The following is a 20,345-nucleotide window of genomic DNA, read 5'->3' as shown; positions in this document are numbered from 1 at the left end:
GATATCAATTTATTGAACGCCTTTTCGAGCAAGGTTCGGGTGTTTTCGCGGGTTCGCTTTTAGCCGGTTCCGGTTTTTCTTCGGCTTTTCCGTTGGCGTGGTTTACTTTGCCGTTTGTGGCGCTGTTGGTTTTGGCTGCTCCGTTTTGTGCAACATTGATTTTGTCCGCTGTGGCCACTCCGTTTTTGGTAGCTGTGCCGTTGTCATTTTGAAATTCCATTTTTTAATGGGTTTTAAGAGTAAAAAATCTGTTAATTCTTTTCTCTTTCGTCCCTGTCCCCTGAAAGCTTTTTTTCAAAAGAAAAAGGAAAAAAAGAAAGCCCAAACAAGGGTGTCCATAGCGGCTGGCAGACAAGGCTGACGCAAAAAATACTACCCGAAGGGTGGAGATTTTTTAGCGTCACTGTGCATGGCCTTGACTGCCAGCTGCGGACACAACCTTTGCGGCTCTTTTTTTCGTTTTTTTGAAAAAAGCTGTAGCCATAAATTAATATTCATAGTCTTATCAGAGGAAAGCCAAGTGCCTGCCTGGAGGGAGTGCGGGAAATTGAACGTCAGCGGAGCGGGAGTGAAATTTAGCCTTCGGCCCGTCACTTCCGCCGGGCAGGCTCTTGCTGCGGGGCCGGGAAAACGGCTGGAATAAATGAGCCGAGTTTACGGCAGCGAATGCATGAAGCTGATTTCCGGCAGGGCCAAAGCGCCAGGGGGAGCAGCGGCATCCTGCAAAGCAGATACAGCGGATGACCCGGTCCGCCGGGAGGCGGAGGCGCCCGTCGTTACCTGATCATTTGATAAGCTCCAATTACCTAGCTAATTCACAGACAAAATAAAAATCATAGCGGATACGTGTTAGAAAGTCTAAACAGCAAAAATGACCGCAACCAATATTTGGATCAACTACTTATCAAGTGTAAAGCAATATTATCAAATTAGTTCAGCGCCACCTATCCAAAGGTTATCCGCACGGAATGACCATGAGGGGGCGGTGGCAATTATTTACCTAGTGATGGAGCAGTTCAGGATTGTAACTTCTCAAAATTTTAATATGGCGTTGATGATAAAGAAAATACAAAAGAACCCTACCAGGTAGTTAAAGAAAAACCAGGCCAATAAAGGCGGACTGGTATATTTTAACTTTTCAAATTTTACGCTGACTTTAAAAAAGACTGCCGCGGTATATATAAAGCTGTAATAAAACCTGGCTATTGCCGCTCTTGCAAAGTGTGTTCCGCGAAAATCCGGTTTGAAATTGTCAAGTTTATACACTTCATTATTTAATCGTTCAAACAGCCAGAAATTAATAAGTGTAAACAATAATAAAAGGAAAATCGTGCACAAAAAAACACGTTCCCTGGCGCTGCCGTAATCCCACCAAGCCCATACCGCCCAGTCTATCGCCGGACCGAATAACCATATTCTCCGATATTTAAAACTTTGAAATTCCCTGTCCAATAACTGATGATTTTCGTTTTGATGCCTTATATCACCTTTAAAACCTTTGTCGGGCGGTTTCCGGACGCAGCGCGATCGGGGATACTCGTTGAAAAAAATATCATCCTGGTCGGGTGGCTGGCAGAGCATCTGCACATGCCGGCTTTCGTCAGGGACAGGTTCTTTTCTCAACAAGAGATAACCAATCTTATGCAGCAAACAAAAGTATTTTTTCGGAGCATGTATGAGGATATGAGCAATGACAAAATGCACATTGGGAACATCTTGGAAAAAATAAAGTTTCTCTAAACAAACAAACCCCTAAATTCTCAAATGAAATATACAGTGTTTTTTTACGGTATTTATTATTAGGTTCTCACAATAAAAAATAAATCTATTTTTAATTTGAAATTAAAAAAAAAGAATTTAGTTTTACTGCACGTCCTAAACAAGTCACAGATATGAAAGAATCAAAATAATTTTTTAACGATAAGATAAAATCAAACTCATATATATCCAGAGTTTGCGTGTAGGTGAATTTTATTTCATAGATATTGTATTTATGAGAGAGAATTGATCGTAAAGAAGTGTTTAATTAACAAGAGAACCTGAACTTTGATAAGGCTTCGCAATTTGAGGCCTTTAACCTAAACTGAAATAATTAATCAACAAGACTTTTTCTTTTTACCTATGGATTTAAGCGGTTTACCTGCGGTCACCAACAAAGAGCAGCTTGCTGCCTGGATGGCGGAGCATTTGATTACACCTGTGTCGCCGGCTATATCGGCCTCGGACCTCGGAACTATTATGCAAAAAATGGTCGACATCCTCGGGTCAGGGGGCAGCGCGGGCGGAGGGCTGGTTATTTATGACATAAAGAGCAGCAATTATACTCTGGCACTCACCGACAAGGCGATAGACATGAATTTGTCGGCCTTAAACATGGTGACTATACCTGCCAATTCGGACGTAGCCTTTCCTGTTGGGACCCAAATCCTGCTTACGCAATCAGGGACAGGTCAGACCACTATCCAGGGCGATACCGGCGTAACCGTCCAGTCTGCCGACGGAAAAGTAAGTTTGCGTACCCAATATACCTGGGCCAGCCTGGTAAAACGTGGCACGGATCTTTGGTGGCTAAGCGGCGATCTCGGAGACACTGAAGTACCGCCGCCGGCTCCGGCTGTCCAAATTAATCTTACCTACGGATCGGCTACCGCAATCTCAGGGTGGAATAATTTCCTGTTAGGTACTTCAACAACTCCAATGTCGCTTGATACGGCGGCAGGCGATGCCTCCGGGATGACGATCGTGCGAACATCCGACGGAAGTGACGGCGCAAACGGTGCGAGTATCTCGGGAAGTTTCGAAAACGCCAACTTTCCGGATAGTGTACTCGAAACGCAATGGTACGTTTCTGATCACACCCATACCCTTAGCCTTACTATTGGCGGGCTGACGGTAAATAAACAGTATACGATTAAGGTGTGTACGGCTGAAACAGACGAGAGTAACAGCTCCACCATAATGGTAGTTGGAACATCGCCAAATCAATCAAGCCATCTTATGGAACCATACCCGGGAGCATTTGAATATGATTTTACGCAGACTGTTTCTGATGAAAGCGGGAACCTGCTCATTCAATTTCACGGTGTGACAGGCACAGTGAAGGCTGTCCTGAACGCGATCGTCATTTCTTAAAGCTAATAAAACTAGTGTACCACACTATTAAATTATAAATAAATATGCCTCAAAGTCCAGCATTTACCATCAGCGGCAGGCGTGTCTTTGGCGACAATACGGCCAGCTTCCAGATGGCGTTCAACAACCCGGATGACCAGGCGCTCGTGAAGGCGTACGAATGGTACCTTGACGGTATCTTAATAATCGAAGCTGAGGGCGATAACTTTGCCGAGCAGGTAACTTGCGGTGTACATACAATAGGTGTAAGAGTTTTATATAATAGTGCCTGGTCTGGCACACAGGAACTTGGGTTCGAAGCCTGCAAAGGCGCAGGCATATTGGTAGTTGATTTTTTTAATAACGGCAGCCTGAATGTGATTGGGCTTATCGATAATGCAGAGGTGGCCGATAACCACGTAGCGGCATACTCGGGTGTAAATATTGTCCCTGCAGAAAGCGAACCAGCCAATTCTTTGATTCTTGCATCCGACTTTATCGACCAATCCACATTAAACTGGCGGTTTGAATTTAATATTGCCAAACTGCTTACCGACTATCCGGAATCAACAAGTTTTGTATTTTATATTGATGGAAGGGCTAGCGCCCCTGTCACCTTATCCGGAGCGTTTTCATTAAAGACCTTTGCCTCCCAAATGACGCTTTCCGGCAGCGCAGGGAGTTATCTGCCTTCAATAATCGGGGATAATTTGGGTACAAGTACAAACTTCACTAGTGACCTTGTGGGCGGTGCCAATGGCAGCCATGCTGAAGCCGACCTTACTACGATCATTAAGCTGGTTTATGATGTTGCCAGTGCCACGATATCTTATATCACCCGTACCAGCGTGCCAATTGGCAGTGATTTTGATTCCATGACCGTCAAGTATGCCTGGGACCACGGCGGCACCGATCTCGACATTATGGTGGGTTTTGAAAATAACGGAACCACGGACGACTTTATTTACGTTGGGTATGGCCAGCCGAATATCACACTGCCCCCGGATACTGCCCCCGGAACCAATGCCTATTTATGGTGGGAAACTGACAACCAGACAATTACTGGAAGCGAAAATGTTTTGGTAGGGGTCAACCAGTTTATAGCAGGTCACACCGGGTTGCCAGATGTTATTGAAGTGGGTTTGTATGCTGTTTGGTTCGGTCAGCCGGTGTCGGGCGATTTCACAGTTACACTAACTACCTATAAAGGCGGCACCATGAGCCAAAGCGGTACCGATTTTGTAAACACAGGCGGCACCCAGGTTTCGGTAAATACAATAAACGCAAATACGCAAATACACAATAATTTACATACTCCGGCCAATGCTTATAAGGTAGGTACCTTAAAATACACCCGGTCGACGGCAACGGCCGTGATTGTGGTTAATTAAGGCGATAGGGTATATAAGCTTGAACGAAAACACGTAATACGATAACTATGGAAGTAATGGCGAAATATGCACCGAACTCGTTTTTCTTCAACGCCTATGCAGCAAATACGCAGCGTGAGGGTAGATTTTGTTGCGCGTTTTCATTTGCTGAACACAGAGCAACGTCAATCCTTAGCGGAGATAATGATGTTATTGCTTATCCAGCAAATAATAGCGTGAATTTTATTGTTGATTGGGATTACAGTTTTAAGGGGATAAAGAATAGGTATATATAAACGTAAACATTTTTTTATGAGCTGTTATTTTTTCGCTGACATTGGTGACTTAGTTGTGCAAAGTGGCGATGCATTTGGCCCCGCCATAAACACTACCCTGGACGGAGTTGACTATGAACAATTCCAGGTTACAAGTAAGCATATTGCTAGCGATCAAATAAACGCCATCGCTGTTTGTAACGGACAAATTTTTGTTCAGGAACAGAGCGAAGATAATGATTTGCTAAACATCGTTCTTAAGCCAATAGATCATCCCCCATTTAACTTTCCTAAAATAAGTTACTTCATATATAAAGGCATTAGAAAAGATAGTCTAATTGCGGATAACGATATCGATATAGTTTCGAAAGGAACGAATGATTTGGCAGACGCAATTTGGAACGCTTATCAAGTTACGAATTCGGAAGGGAGTCCTTCAAAAGAAATTTTGGGACTTGATGCTGCGATAAATAATTTACCTGACGCTACTCCGATAGAAGAAATTTTCGTCACAACGTTTGGAAATGTCCAAATATGGAATATTAAAGGTGGAAGTATTATTGGGAAATTTGATGAAGATTCAATAGGTTTTGAGGTGATAACTCAATCTATGTTTTATCTGCCCACGCTGGAGCTAATGAGGAATGCTGTCACCATAATAAAGTGTAAATCACTTGACCCGGATTTTTCACAAAAAGACTTTTTCGATCATTGGTTCAATAAAGAAAGTATAACATCCTTTATTGATCCTTGTGCATTTTTTGGAAGTTTTTACATCGATTCGTTGTTATTATTAAATAACGGTGCACAAAGTGAGCTGACAGGAGATGATTTGTATAGTAATTTATTAGTGAAATTTGTCAATAAAAATTTATGCTATTTGGATATAAGAAATGAGTTTAATTTTTCTTTAAACTTTTTTAAAAACTATGGGATTTCCAGCACAGACAATACAACAAATTTGAATATAAAAAAAGGGGAAATGGACTCTTATTCAGTTGTCGACTATTACCAAAGCAACTGGCCTATATTAACAATTGATTCAACAGATTTTGAGTCAACTGCGTTAAAATTTCAAACCCTTTCATTGCAACTGCCCTGTGGTAACGGAGATAACCCTGTTCCCCTGGTGTTCTTTAACAAAGCTTATATTCCTTCAAGTGATTTCCCCAATGAATATGTAAAGTGGGAGATGTTTCAAACACTTGAAATAGATTCGAATTATACAAATGAATTCAAAATAGCTTTGCCGTGGAACTCGGATGCCTTACTAAGTTCATACGTACTAATTAAGTTCGTTAAACAAAACCATGACTCGTCACTTCCCGATATCTTACCGACGCAAATACGAAAGACAGATAGCATTGACTGCCTGTTTAATACTTCTTTAAATTTTGATTATTTAAATTCTTCTTATAAAACCAAGGTATTCCATGAAAATATTTATGTTGATGCCACAGATATCGAAAATTTTGATGCGGTTTTTAGTTTGGTAATGGATTTTGATGGATCAAACATAACACTAACAGGCGTCCCTTCAGTTTTTAATACAGTTGATAGCCAGAGAAGTATGTTATCGCCTACAAGTGATCACAAAACGTTCAAGGACAGTCAAAACTATTTTGAAGATATATCTCTAAATCAGAACGGCTCAAATTTCCTAAATATGACCTTAGTTTCTTCCGGTAACGATCTGCACGTTTTGCAGGTTAAGCCAGGATACAATGATCTCGCTGAAACAATGAATGTTCCTGATTTTAGAAAACTTTTAGGTTTTACAATCACGGTTGCTGAGTGGGCTAACTTAATTCAAATTTCAAATAGCAGCAGTTTATTACAAAATTATCCCATTTATATTAGCGTATCTGATAAACAAAATTTAACGGATGACAGAGGTTTATTTTACACTTCGCTCGATTTGAAATTGATCGGATTCTATATTACCGGTGACACGATTCAAACCTTAGAGGTTCCCACAAACATTAACCTACTTACTTATGGCACTTTTTAGCAGTTCACTCGCCTTACAGAATTTGACAAAGCTTAAAGGAAAAAGAGCTGAACCCCCAAAGCAAAACTTTGAGTATCATAATTTTACAGAGTACAAGAATGCTGGAGGCACGGCAACTAGCTTAGCAACATGGAAAAGGACTGATGGAAAATGGCTTAAATCTGATAGGGAAAGCTGCAACCAATACTGGAAAAATGCTGTAATATCAATATTAAAAGACCCTGTCAATATGCAAAATAGGTTAATGCCGTTTGAGCAGGTTTCGGACTTTTATCATTATACACAAATACTTGTGACTTACCGGAAGCATCAAACCCAGTGGTTATTTGGCGCGTATTATTTGGTGAGCGACCTTGCAGATGCGTATGATAGGGGGGAAACGGTGGAAGACTGGAGATTACTAATTGGAGATCTTTATTCAGAGCTGGGTTTTCGAAATTTACAGGATCTACTTGGCGCTTTGAACGTAGCCATTGCCAATTATGCAATATCCCAGTTTAATAGACTGCTCTACGGGCAATATAGAAATCTGCCAAGGACGGGGTTTGATGCCTGGAAATTTGATAAGCAATTTATTTTTACTGAACAAGCCTCAATAGCCTACTCGGTTTATAGTAACCCAGACTATGCTGACGGGTTAGCGCTGGAGAACGCCATCTTTAACAAGAGAGGACTTTTTGCCGGATATGATCTTGTTGTAGATGTGGCCTATATACCTGTATATACAGATCAATATGATTCAAACCTAACCGATGGGTCCAATGCTAATTTACATTTTAGATATGGAGCGAGAGCCCGCGTTCAGATTCCTTTAGGCATGTTGTATCCGAATCAATATTTCTATGATGACGATGTAGCGCAAGATATTGATAACCTGGATTATAGCTATTCCTTAAAGGATACCGTGTTCGCGAAAACCATGAAAAGAGGACATGCAAAGGCAATTGCAGATGCTAACCAAGACAGGGACGTAACTATTTTTTTAGCTTACCTCACAACTACAGGGTATTTGAAAAAAGTTTTTTATGAATAATCTTTTAATAAAAACTATAAAATATCTGATCATGCCGATAGCAATGGTAGCAGCATTTTTTTTAATTGTGCTGGCCGTTGTCTATTATAATATAGATAAACCTCAAACTAAGGAACAACAAATATTTGAGGAAAGGATCGTTAAGGCATTGCAACTGAAATTAATTTGTCGTGATACAACATATGAACATTCCACACGACTAAATATTATAAACGACACGCTGGTAGGGCTTTGGAGTAAACAAATAAACAATAGAATGTATAAGTACTTTTTTATTCAAAGTATGCAGAATCCGAGGTATAAACGTGAATTTAATAACGTTAAGCTGGTGTTACCAAGTATATCTGCGATCGACCAGTATCGAAACGGCTGCCTGTACTTTGGCGCTTTTGGATTAAGTTTTATGCAATCTTTATGTTCCGACGGTGCTTTAACCGATTATTTTAAAAAATACAATGACACTTTGTTTTACGCAAATAAGGTAATGCTGTACAAAAATCAGGCAATCATTGCGAGTATGAACGGCATATTTGTGTTCGATATCCTAACCCAGCAACTGATTTGGAAATACAAATATCATAGTGCTCCAATGGAGGGGCGAAGTGCAGTTATCGGTAACAAATTGATTTTTACCGAAACAATAAATGGATTTTTAAAAATAAGCAGTTATAACCTGGAAAAGTTTAAAATAGATTGGTTAACCAGGATTCCTAGTGAAAGTGACAATTTATTTGATGGAACAAATTTGGAAAACGATGGGAATAACCTTATTGCGCCGGGAAACAATGCTTGTTATACAATCAATCTACATACCGGTGACATAAAAGGAAAAATTCCATGGAAGAAGTTTTTCTCCGGCACTGATAATGGCCCGTTAAACAAGGTCGAAAATGGAAAATTATACGTCACTAACTATAATAATCAAAATGACCTGTCCTGTGTGGACGTAATTAAGAACAGGTTGATCTGGCATTTTGAAAACGCTAAATATTGGGGCTTATTTAAAGCGTATATTTTGGCAACAACTCCGGATGATGGCTATTTCCTCGTGATCGATAAAGTTTCAGGCCGGCTACTTGATAAGGTGTTAAGGCCAAAAAGCAAAGGGGCGAATTTTGACTTAATAGGTAAATATGTATTCATCAACCATCATTCATTTTACCAATAAAGATACTAAAGCTAAAAATAATAGTTATGGCAAATAGCTTTTATCCATCTCTCTCAACAATTATTACGACAGATCAACTGCCGGAAAATTTAAATTTTATTGGAGATAGTTTAGACGAACTTCTCGACAAAATCTATTTCCGAAATTTGAAAGTTGAAAAATCATCTGATGGGAGTTCTTATGTATTTGTTTTGGATCTAATAAGCTATTCCCAGCTCTTGCATCTGGAAATACCTGGAACAGGATTGGTTATTAAATTAAATCCTGATCTTGAGGATCCGAATAACAACATAAGCGTTATTCCCGTCTCATTGAGTTTTAAATTAGGGATTTTACAATATTTAAGATATTTTAAAATTTCGAACTTTTCATTTCAAGCAGATGCCTTCCATCAATTGTTATTGAAAATTACCAGAATTGACGACCATGTTTTGTTGTCTTTGGCAATAGAAACATTTGTAGATGCTTCAGACCAAGTCGGTCAGTTTATAATAGAAGTTAATCAGAACTATCCAGATTTAAACATTCCTTTTCCACCGGATCCTGACTTTGAAACGGCAATTAGTGATATTTTGCTAGTTTTTCAACAAAATACGGACGTCAAATTATACGATGTCTTATTTAACTTATATGTCTCAAGTAGTGAAACTTTAACCGACAGCCTTAATAATTTAAGCCAACTGTTTTTTCCATTTTTAGGTCTGGACGTGATCGGAAGTTTAAACAATATGTTTATTCCATTTATTTCAGCCGATGTTCAACTGTCAGCCGCTTTAGAAATCCCAAGGACAATTCTCGTTCCCATAAAGGCTGATGGCCAGATTGAACAGGATGTCAATATTAAGACGGAACTGATTTTTGGAATTGGTGAACTATATTTTGATTCAGTAAATGGCTTTGGATTCAAAGACAATCTGAGTGTTACTTTCCCTGTTACCCATCCCAAAGCTCAAATTGGAAATACGGGACTTATTATTGGGTTTACCGGTGCAATATTAGACGTTTCAAAGACCACTAATATTCCGGAAGCTACAGCCGCAGGCTATCCCGATGACTTTGTCGGTCTTTTTGTGCAGCAAGCCACAATCGGTTTTAACAACTTTGGAACAGATGATCCTGACAAGGTAAGCGCGTCAATAACCGGAACTAATCTTTTAATTGGTACTGGCGGCATCTCCGGCAACATCGCCATTGATGGCAGTGGCCACGCTATCCAACGCAAGTTCAATAGTTTTTCTGTCGGTCTCGATAGATTTTCCATTACATTTAAACAAAATACCATTGTCGACTGCGATATAAAAGGTTATATCTCCCTCGATAAATACACTTCCAACGGCGCGCCCTCAAAAATCGGTATCCAGGTACACTTCAAGGATAGTGGCGACTTTTCAATAACTGCGTCATCAGACAATTTTCCGCCAATTACTTTCCCGGGCGTATTTACATTAAACATCCGGTCGTTAACCTTCGGAGAGCAGCAGCCCAAGGGCTTTTATATAGAGGTAGCGGGAACGCTGGATTTTATTGCAAATATACCTGTGCTGGGCGAAGTGTTGCCCAAAGGCATCAACATCACTAAACTGCGTATCTGGGACGATGGCGACATCGAGTTTGCCGGCGGCGGACTTGTTCTGCCAAAAGCATTTACGATAAAGATTGGGCCGGTTAAGATGGAAGTATCTCACCTTTCGCTCGGCAGTTACAGCAAAATATTAAATGGTGTGGAGCGCCACTACCGTTACATCGGCTTCGACGGTATGCTGAATACCGGAAATGCCGGGGTATCCGTTGCCGGCAACGGGATAAAATATTATTTTACCATCGACGATGGTGCCGGCAAGCCGTTTGACAATTTCATCCGCATCGACGGTATCGACATCAATATCATCGAACCCGGGGACGCCTCGCCGGAAGACGCCACATTTATTTTAAAAGGCCATCTTAGCGTAAGTACCCCGGATCCGGATATATCCGATTCGACAGCCGGAACAGAATATTTTGGCTCGGTAGCCATGAGCCTTCCAAAACTTGGCATATCGGGCAGCGCCGGCATGCGGCTTGACCCTGCCATTCCCTCGTTTGTGGTGGATATCGGCCTTGAATTGTCGACAGCGCTACCGCTGGGCCCAACTGGGCTGGGTATTTATGGCTTCCGCGGCCTGCTGGGGAAACACTATCTGCCTTCAAAAAAAGCTGCGGGGCTGACTGATGATGCAAGCTGGTGGGATTATTATAAGGCACCAAACCACCCGGACGGCCTGGAAGGGGTAGAACTTGATAAATTTGCCATCAGGGACGGCCTGTCGTTAGGCGCAGGTATTACCATTGCCACGGAATTCGATGCCGGCTTTACTTTTTCATGTAAGCTCTTCCTGCTGCTCGGCCTGCCTGAAGTGTTCCTGCTGCAGGGACAAGCGGGTGTCCTGCGGTCCAGGATAGGGCTGTTTGACAAAACCGACCCGCCCTTTAGCGCGCTGATAGCAATCGACAGCAAGTCGTTTACCGGCAACCTGGGTGTAAATTATCACCTGCCTGCCGGCGGCTCGCTCGATGGCAAGATATTTACGCTGCAGGGAACGCTGGCGATGGCCTTCTTCTTTAACAATGCTTCCGGCTGGTACCTCAACCTGGGACAGGACCAGCCCGAAAGCCTCCGGATACAGGCGAAAATACTTACATTGTTTAAAGGCTATGCCTATGTGATGATATCCGCTAAAGGCTTTAAAGCCGGGGCCGGGGCGGGATTTAATTTTGATAAGTCGTTTGGCCCGGTCGGAGTAAAGCTGGCCGCCAGCCTTGATTTGGGGGCGATGATCAGCTTTAAACCAATACAAATTGGTGGCTTTATCCAGTTTAGCGGCGAAGCAGGCCTGAAGATATTCTGGTTTAAAATTGGCCTTGCCGTACAGATTTACCTTGGGGTTGAGGCGCCGCATCCGTTCAATATCACCGGTCGCCTGGGCGTTAAGATACATACGCCATGGCCGCTGCCGAATATCCATTTTACTTTAAGCGTAAGCTGGACCATCAGCAGCGACAACAGCCCGCTGCTGGCACCGATATCAGTTTTGGACGAACCGGATGCAACTACAGGTTATATGCCGGCGACAGCGCTCAACATCATGTCGGGAGAAACTTTTCCCATCAACTATGTGACCTCCAAATACCAGGGCAGCTATGCTATCCCTGAGCCCGGTTCATCTGCATGGAAATTCGACTTTACCAATGTTACAGCAGCAATGCAGGTAACCATTCCGCTTGACAGCTATATCGATATCGAACTGCTGAAACCGGTTGCGCCGGGTCAGGTCCTGTTGGGTGGTTCGGGCAGCCAGCTGCCTATGGGTAATACAGAGCTGCTGCCGCCGGTAAAAGGCATCAGCAACCCGGTGAAGCACAGCTATGCTATAAAAGAACTCGATATCCACGCATGGGATACAGTTTCCGGCACCTGGGTTCCCTATAATGTTTACGAAGCGGTTACTGCCATCGTAAATAATAACACCGGCGGCAATACTATTGAACTTGACAAACAGCCCCCCGGTTTCTGGCAGTTTACAAAGCCGAACACCTATAACAAGATACGGCTGCTTTCGCAGACGATGTTTACGTTCTCCAACGGGAGCGATAATTCCAATACCAATCTCGATGCGCTTAATTTTCAACCCAAAGATATTTTTTGCTACGAGGAAGTAACCAAAAAGGTAATTATAAACTGGCATAACGAAATGCCGGACACCGTTTATCCTGACGATGACACGGTAATGTTCCGCGGCGTGTCTTTTGGGCTTAACGGATTGGATGGCATTGTTTATAAAGATGCCGGCAACCCGGGTTCGGTTGCCAAACTCAGGCTTTCGATCGATGCCGTTAATGGAAGCCTGCTGATTGAATTCCCGGACCCGGTTACGACCTTTGAAATTGACTTCGCAGGCAATAGCAACGACATGGCCATTTACCCGCTAGCCACCACTCACAAATTCCTTGGCGACCTTTTTGGCCGGACTATCACGTTGGATGTAACACTTGCGCCGATGCTGTTTTCATGCTTACAGGATAACCCGGTTGCCGCCTACAGCAATATTAATCAGCCGGTAAATAAAGTGCTGATCGAATTTACTAATAAAAGCCAGCTCGATTTTAACGGCAACCTAGTTATGGGCGGATATTTTGAACTGCCTGACCAGTTTTTACCGGCAACTACGCCACAGTTCCGCCATGAATATGATGCGGCGAAATCACTGATGTATGTATTGCTGTTCAACCGGAGTTTTTCGGCGGAAGAAGTTCTGCAAAGGCAATACAGCGATACCGGCGGCATTGTGGGCCAATGGTGCGCTAATTCCGATCATGATTCATTTGGGACTTCCAATGCTTTTATCACCGGCAGCCCCGATTTAGTTCCGGGCTATTACCGGCGAGATGGCAGCCAGCCGCTTTCGCTGCAGGACGTTTATTCTTATACGTCGAATACCGACGGCATGGTGGTACCATTCAATCCGGCATTGCGGGTAGAAAGCGGCAGCTTTGCATTTGAGGTAACGGCGATATTCAACCCATACCAGCCGGGCATTAGTACCCTGTTATCGAAAGTTACTTCCGACCCCGCTACGGGTTTACGGAAGGGCTATGTGCTGCACCTTTACCAGCAAACGCCCGGTGACCTGTCGAAAAACTACACCGACCCGGCGACCGTTCCGACATTTGATATCTGGCTAACCTGTTATAACGGCCCCGATGTTTCGGGCATAAAGGCGTCTGTCCCTTATACCTTAGACTTCACCAATTCGAGGCTGCTTACCAGCCAGTGCAAACAAATATTAGTTTCGGTTGACCGCGCAGCGGGGACTGTTGCGATTTATGCTGACCGTTTGCTGGTGGCCAGCGCGGCAATCCCGGCCGAGTTGGCCCCACCCGAATTGCAGCCAGGGTACACCTTTATCGACGAGATCAGTTACCTGACACAAGCGCTGCAAGCCAGCCAGGAAGACAACAACGTTACCCTGGACGGCGTAATAAACGAAGTGCAGATATTGGGTAATAACCTAAACAAAACCATACAGCCGGTATGGAGGCCCGATACCACGTTCGCTGTTTCCGTTACTACTTCCGACTCCGTAAATGGCAATAACGGCGTCAATTTCACGCAGATATTCGGCTTTAAAACAGCCGGGCCTGTGGGGCTTTTCCAGCAGCAGAGCGCGGTCTATCAAACCCTTTTGCAGCAGGACCGCGCAGACGAATTCAAGGTGGCCAATTTGCGCGGTTACATCGATTTTGAACGCTCTTTTCCGGATGCGCAGGGGCGATATAATTTAAGCAAACCGGTGCTGTGTCATAGTCCGCAGATCAGCTTGTTTTTTACCCAATCTTATCTCAATGCTATGTACTCCGATTGGGCCGGCTATCAGGGGCTGCCTGCCGTTCAAAGCAGCCTGCAGGTAACCCTGCTCGATCCTTATAAAAATGAGGTAACGCCGGCGCTGGTATGGAGCACAATCAGCGAACAAATAAACGACACCAATTATACCACCCTGACTCAGGACCAGCAATTGTTGTACCTGATGGACAGGGCCGCAACCAATGGCGGCTGCAATGAACACCACCTCAACCTCACCCGGAACATCAAAAAAGGAGCATGGCAATTTCCGGACCTTTCGCCGGGGAAATTATATACAGCCATTTTTAATGCCGTGTACCAGCCCGCAGGCCAGGACCAGCAAACCGCAGAGGTGCATAAATATACCTTCCAGTCATCCATCTTCGCCACTTTCCAGGAGCAGGCTGGCAGCTATATTTTGGACCATACGCCAGGCGCCGAAAAATATGCGATCTATCCCATCAACCTGGCCTTTACAGCCGGCCAGGTAACCGGGGATTTAATCCCGCTGCTGAACAGCAACCCGGATGTTGACACCCCATTGATTGCCCAATACCCTGTTCAATACGACAGGATTATTTATGGCGGCATGAAAATAAAGGCGTTTGAGCCATCTGTCAATACTATTATTAACCCCGTTATCAACACCGACCCGCTAAGCGGAAGCATTACTATCCTTGGAATTATTATCAGGAACCCGGAACCATTCAATGATCCGAAACTGCCGGCAGACAAATTAGCAGATACCGTACAGGCGACCATGACACTGCCGGACAGCACTGTTATTCCCCATGGCGATTTTGTCAATATTTACTCCGGGGATACCTCGGCGGTGCTAATCACCAATGCGGCGATGCAACTAAGTACGGGAAGCCTGAAGCTTTATTTCCGCTACAAAATATACAACGGTACCGACTATGACACGGTTTACGAAGAATATACAATTGATAGAATTGAGATAACAGCCGGATAAGTGCCGGGGAAGCGTAAGAAATTTGATTTATAAATGAATAACAATAGGAAAGATGCCACCGGAAACAAATTTTAATGCATTGTTCGCTGATTACCGCGACATGGCCAAATGCCTGTTCGCAATCCAGGGTTTATCCGACGGCGGAGCATTTTCCGGCCACCCGGAAGTGCAGCAAATGCTACGCGTATTTGAACAGAATACTTTGCTGAAACTATATATCCGCGCTATTACAATTTTGAACAGACTGGATGGTACCGTGCTGCCTTCAAATTTCCCTTCCGGTGATTTTGATTACCCGGATTTTGCAGATTACGATTTTAATGATGGTGACGTTAACCTTGCCGGGGATTTCTCTCCCCTTGAGTATACAAATGACTTTCTGCTCGCCTACATTGATACCACCAATAACGGCTTTAGTTCTTTTTTTCAAACTATCCTCAATATTTTATATGAATTGCAGCGGAAGATTGATCAAATAACCGCTACTGAACTTGCCGGCCTTGATAATGCACTGGTGGATGTCATTGATGCATTCGAAGCTATAAAGGCCTATTTGATCTCCATTGGGTTAAGCCCCTGTCTTCCATCCGGGACGCTGTATGCGAATAACTCGCCGGAACTTTACCTGCAGGCAGCGGGTGCAGATGGGTCTGACGAAGCTGCTACAGGTATTCACCTGCGCTGGGCGCTCTCGGGTGAGCTGGGGTTAAACCACCTCCCGAAGGGAAATTCGGACGATAGCATCGGTGCCCCCGCACTTTTTAACCAACCGGATGATTACGTCAGGATCTACCGGACACCGTATACCCAGCCGGCGCCTTGTAGGCTGGATTTCGCGGCTGTTAGCCCATTGATAAACTATAATTTAAAACGCTGGACTTACTTTATAAATACATCGGTTAACGGAAAAGCGCTCAGTAGCAAATTAACTTTAACTTTTACCGATGCCGCCATATATAATCAGCTGGCTATAAGCATTAATCCCGTAACTGATTATTTTAACTTTTTAAAGGGTTATTCCGGGATTTTACAAATCGAAGTCTCCAATAAAACCCTTTTTGCGGCTTCTTTCGAAATTGTAAATGGTTCCGGTTTGACGTCCGCATTCGTGAAAATTGAGGCGCAATGTACTCCGGATCTGGATGATGCCGCAGCGGAAAAGCTATACGCCAGGAAGAGCGACCAGGTTTCCGCAGGCAACACCAAACAAGTGGGTATAATAGCCGAGAACATCCAGGCGCTAAAAGTGCAGATGACGCCCGGCTGCTATTTTGCCAGCTTTACATATGAAGCCTATAACGACTTTTTAGCCGTAACAAATGCCGCGGAATGGTCGGAAGTTGGCAATGGCTTTGCCCTTTCGCTGGCAACAGACGAGGTGTTTACACGCCTGGATCCTCCTGATCATCCGGTTGATCACCACTGGCCCCAGTACAAAGACGGCACCACGGTAAAAGTGGCCAACTATAAGGACAAATGGAACAATGGTGACGAGAGCGACCCGTCGATCTCGTCAGTTGTAACCGATTATTTCTCGCGCAGCGGAACGGACCCGCGCGCAATGATAACCCTACCGGATTTGAGCACAGATCCCGGACCGTCCGGGCTGCAGGTTAGTTTGGTTGACATGCTCAACATGGTCTCGACGGACTATCATATCGCACGAATGCTGGGGTTGGGTTTTATCGACACGGTAACGGATAACGGGTTTTATATCTACCGGGCGAATTATACCAACCAGGCGGGTATCAATAATGCAAGCCCCGTTACCAGGTCATATATGACATTGCCCACTGGCAAGTCCACCAACCGGCTGCCATTGCAGCCTGAAATACGGCCGGTAAGATATGGCCTCCCTGTGGTGGACAACCTCGTTTCCACGGCTTTCGATGAACACGGGTATGCACGGTATGCATCAACCAGGGCAATTAACATCGGGCGACAGCTATTTAACGATGAAATAGACGGCTACGATTTTTTTGCCGACCTTACCCTGTCAGACAATACCAATACTTTTATTAACAGCAGGCCGGTTAGCTATGGTATCGAATACCGGGCAGAAGCCAATCCTGGTTACCAAAAGCCAGGCATTACCCAAAACCTGGCACCCGGGCCGCTTTATTACGCCTACGACCCGGATTTTCCGGTAACCGGTGTTTTGGAAACCGTTCCCGTCCCTGACAATGAAGCCAGCCTCTATGTTCACCTGGAGACGAACCCAGGCGTTCATTATTATGCAATATACGGGATAAACTGGTTTTCAAGGACTTCGCCGGTCAGTGAGGTAGTGGCAACGGATGATACAGAATTTACACCGCAAAACAGGCTGCAGGCGCCTACTGATGTTGCTGTACAATATATTCAGCAGGAAGATACATTGGTGTTCACCACCGCACAGGAACAGGAATGGCTCGCCGGCAGGGCAACTACCTTCCCGGGGCAGGATATCAATTTCACAAGGATAGTATTTAACTGGCTGGATATAGTTGATATCAGCTTATTGCCCGACAATAGTTCTGCGGCACTCGCTAAGGCAATCAGGCCGAATACGGTTAATATATTTTTTGACCCTGAATTGCCGATAGAGGTCCAGGGAGTTATCAAAGATATTGCAGCCGTTCCGGGCCAGGATGGTCAGCTGAAATTGTATACCGGTGATTACATGCAGATTGACGGAACTATACTTTCACCGGTGATAGACAGCCAGGCATTTTTCAGATTCAATAATAGCCTATTAAACACGCCGCAGGGCCAGTTCGTGGTAACGGGCATTACTGCCGGCACAGATGGCCCGGTTATTACGGTAAATAAAATTGCGCAGAATAGTTTGCAGGAGGACATAGGGTTACAGGGAAGCTACGGGCTGGTGCAAACCTACCTGTCGCCATTGGCGGGCAGCCGGTTCTCGATGGTCGAAAACCTCAGTAACGCCGCTAACTGGCTGGCTGTTGCAGAAAAGATATCACTGCATAGTTTTGCCGATGCAGCGGCGCCGGTTATCGAAGATTTCACTGATTCCGGCGGGAACCATACCAAAAACTGGATCGGCGGTGTTTCATGGGATGCTGTAATCACGCCGGTGCTGACAATCGACAGCCCGCCGGCCCATATGCCCGGGTATTATATGCTGACTTTTACGGAATCATTGCCACCAAACCCGCAAATCAACATCCCGTTTGAACCGTCAGAACCCGACAAAAACGAACCCGACGATGTTCGCACGCCTCATGTAGAGTGGTATAAAGGTTGGTGCAGGATCGATACCGTTTCCGGCGGCGATAAAAAACAACTCGAGGTACTACGGATAGTGCAAACCGATCCGCTGGTGTTGATCATATACGATCCAGCATACCAGGATGATCCGATTCCAGTTTCCCCGCCAGGAAACGTTACTATTCCTGTAAACTTTCATCCGGGGTACCGGGCATATGTTTTTACAGAACCGGCTCCTCATGCATTTAACGGCCCGAACATTTTGCCCACAGGTAACCAGACCAGCAGGAAGACGATGATAGGATTGCAGACCGCCGATACCAGGACGGGTGGCAGCGGTTTTACTTCCTCAGTATCCTCACCGGCAATCCTGCTGGCGCGTTTAATCGTGCAACCTGTTAAATTAGATCCGCCGGTTATCTCCGCTTCTATCGTCAGGCCTAACGCCATCGGCAAAGCCGCGCTTACTTTTGATATTAAAGTACCGCCGGCGGGCAGTTCGCCGCGACACCCGTTCGGGTTTAAGTTTTGCAGGATATCGGAAGAAGACGTACTGCACGCGTTGTATTTACCCACGACGGTTGATGCAATACTGGCTGAACTGGCCGGGCTGACGGATGATCCGGATTATAACCAGCGTTATTTTGAATTGGTTAACGTTATATTCGACCCGGCGACCCCGGGAAAATTCACGATATTTAATGCGATGCCCCATAACTATGGCTTCCCGGTTCCGGACAGATTTCCGCCACTGATGAGCCACCCCGGGCCGCTGGATGAAACAATACAGGAATACAGCCTTGCGATACAGGGAACAGTTTTGCCGCTGACAGCTACAACGCCGATTTTTATTTTTATAAAAACAGGCTTCCAGACAGAAAACACGCAGCCAACAATAAGGGATGTTAACGGAAAATTGCTCGATCCTTCGGACATCGCTTTTAATCCATTCCCTATGATAAGGCAGTATATCAAGAACGATGTCCCGAATACCTCCTTTGTACGGTTTACTGACTATACTTTAAATGCATCGTCAAGAAGCCTGTATTTTTATGCTGCTGCCGAAGTTACTAATGAGCTTGTTCCCGGGCCGCTCAGCGCGTTTGCCGGGCCGGTTACTGTAGCAGATACAACACCGCCTGAACCGCCCATCGTACGAACGTTTTCAATAGTTCCATCTGCGGCAGACGTTACCAGCCCCATCAGCATCGTGTTTCAGGTTTCGCCGGCAGCACCTTATGATAATATCACTAAAATGCGTTTTTACAGAACAACCGATATCACGCTTACCGGTGCATTGGCAACCATGGGGACGCCGGCTGAGATTGAAGTTTCGGACCCAGGCCACCTGGGCTACGTATTGACAGATACCTTATCGGACATGGTAAATATCCCTTTCGGAGAGCCGCTTTACTACAGGCTGGCCAGCGTGCGGTCGATCATCAACGAACTAAATCTCCCCGAAGATATAGTTTCGATCGGTTCCGAAGTTTCTGTTATCACCCTTATCGATACGGTAAATCCTGAAGCGCCCGCGCTTACTTATAACAGTCCAGATAATTCATTAGGCTGGACGACCAATGTAAATAAAGGAACTTATTACCTGTACCAGCAAAATTCCAAAGGGAACTGGACCTTGCTGAATACCGACCATACGGCGCTGCCAGGCCAAACGGTTCATTTTACGCTCCCGGCACTTCCGCCGGCCGATGGTGATGGTAACACGATTTACTACCGGTTTAAATTGCGTGTTCAAAACGCCTCGGGGTTGTTCAATTTAACAGACAATATATTAACCTTATCATTTTGAT

General features: G+C 44.6%; 9 protein-coding genes. 7 read left to right on the top strand and 2 right to left on the bottom strand.

What is annotated here, in order from left to right:
- Positions 1 to 4 precede the first annotated feature (4 nt).
- Positions 5 to 220 carry a hypothetical protein gene (locus Q0R52_RS28200; RefSeq protein WP_295801723.1) on the bottom strand — a complete coding sequence of 72 codons (216 nt, stop codon included), beginning with the start codon at positions 218 to 220 and terminating at the stop codon, positions 5 to 7.
- Positions 221 to 1,032: 812 nt separating this feature from the next.
- Positions 1,033 to 1,650: a hypothetical protein gene (locus tag Q0R52_RS28195; RefSeq protein WP_295801722.1), complete on the bottom strand. Its 618-nt coding sequence runs from the start codon at positions 1,648 to 1,650 to the stop codon at positions 1,033 to 1,035.
- A gap of 471 nt (positions 1,651 to 2,121) precedes the next feature.
- Here Q0R52_RS28195 and Q0R52_RS28190 point away from each other — a divergent pair, with 471 nt between their 5' ends.
- The 7 genes from Q0R52_RS28190 to Q0R52_RS28160 all read left to right on the top strand — a co-directional run bounded on the left by Q0R52_RS28190 (position 2,122) and on the right by Q0R52_RS28160 (position 20,344).
- Complete coding sequence (locus Q0R52_RS28190; RefSeq protein ID WP_295801721.1) at positions 2,122 to 3,132, top strand: hypothetical protein; 1,011 nt, start codon at positions 2,122 to 2,124, stop codon at positions 3,130 to 3,132.
- A 44-nt stretch (positions 3,133 to 3,176) separates the two neighbouring features.
- A complete protein-coding gene (locus Q0R52_RS28185; protein ID WP_295801719.1) occupies positions 3,177 to 4,502 on the top strand; it encodes a hypothetical protein in 1,326 nt (441 codons plus the stop codon).
- Between the two features lie 291 nt (positions 4,503 to 4,793).
- On the top strand, positions 4,794 to 6,767 hold the full coding sequence (locus Q0R52_RS28180) for a hypothetical protein (RefSeq protein WP_295801718.1): 1,974 nt from the start codon (positions 4,794 to 4,796) through the stop codon (positions 6,765 to 6,767).
- The gene (locus Q0R52_RS28175; protein ID WP_295801715.1) at positions 6,754 to 7,800 is read left to right on the top strand and encodes a hypothetical protein; all 1,047 of its coding nucleotides are present in this window, start codon (positions 6,754 to 6,756) and stop codon (positions 7,798 to 7,800) included. The genes Q0R52_RS28180 and Q0R52_RS28175 overlap by 14 nt, the downstream gene beginning before the upstream one ends.
- Entirely contained in the window at positions 7,793 to 8,968 is a 1,176-nt protein-coding gene (locus Q0R52_RS28170) for a hypothetical protein (protein WP_295801713.1), read from the top strand. The genes Q0R52_RS28175 and Q0R52_RS28170 overlap by 8 nt, the downstream gene beginning before the upstream one ends.
- A gap of 728 nt (positions 8,969 to 9,696) precedes the next feature.
- Entirely contained in the window at positions 9,697 to 15,321 is a 5,625-nt protein-coding gene (locus Q0R52_RS28165; RefSeq protein WP_295801710.1) for a hypothetical protein, read from the top strand.
- A gap of 52 nt (positions 15,322 to 15,373) precedes the next feature.
- The gene (locus Q0R52_RS28160; protein ID WP_295801708.1) at positions 15,374 to 20,344 is read left to right on the top strand and encodes a hypothetical protein; all 4,971 of its coding nucleotides are present in this window, start codon (positions 15,374 to 15,376) and stop codon (positions 20,342 to 20,344) included.
- The last annotated feature ends 1 nt before the right edge of the window (position 20,345 follow it).

The organism is Mucilaginibacter sp., assembly GCF_025359345.1.
Lineage (GTDB): Bacteria > Bacteroidota > Bacteroidia > Sphingobacteriales > Sphingobacteriaceae > Mucilaginibacter.
The sequence above is the reverse complement of the archived record's forward strand: the minus strand, read 5'-3'. Positions and strand labels throughout refer to the sequence as shown.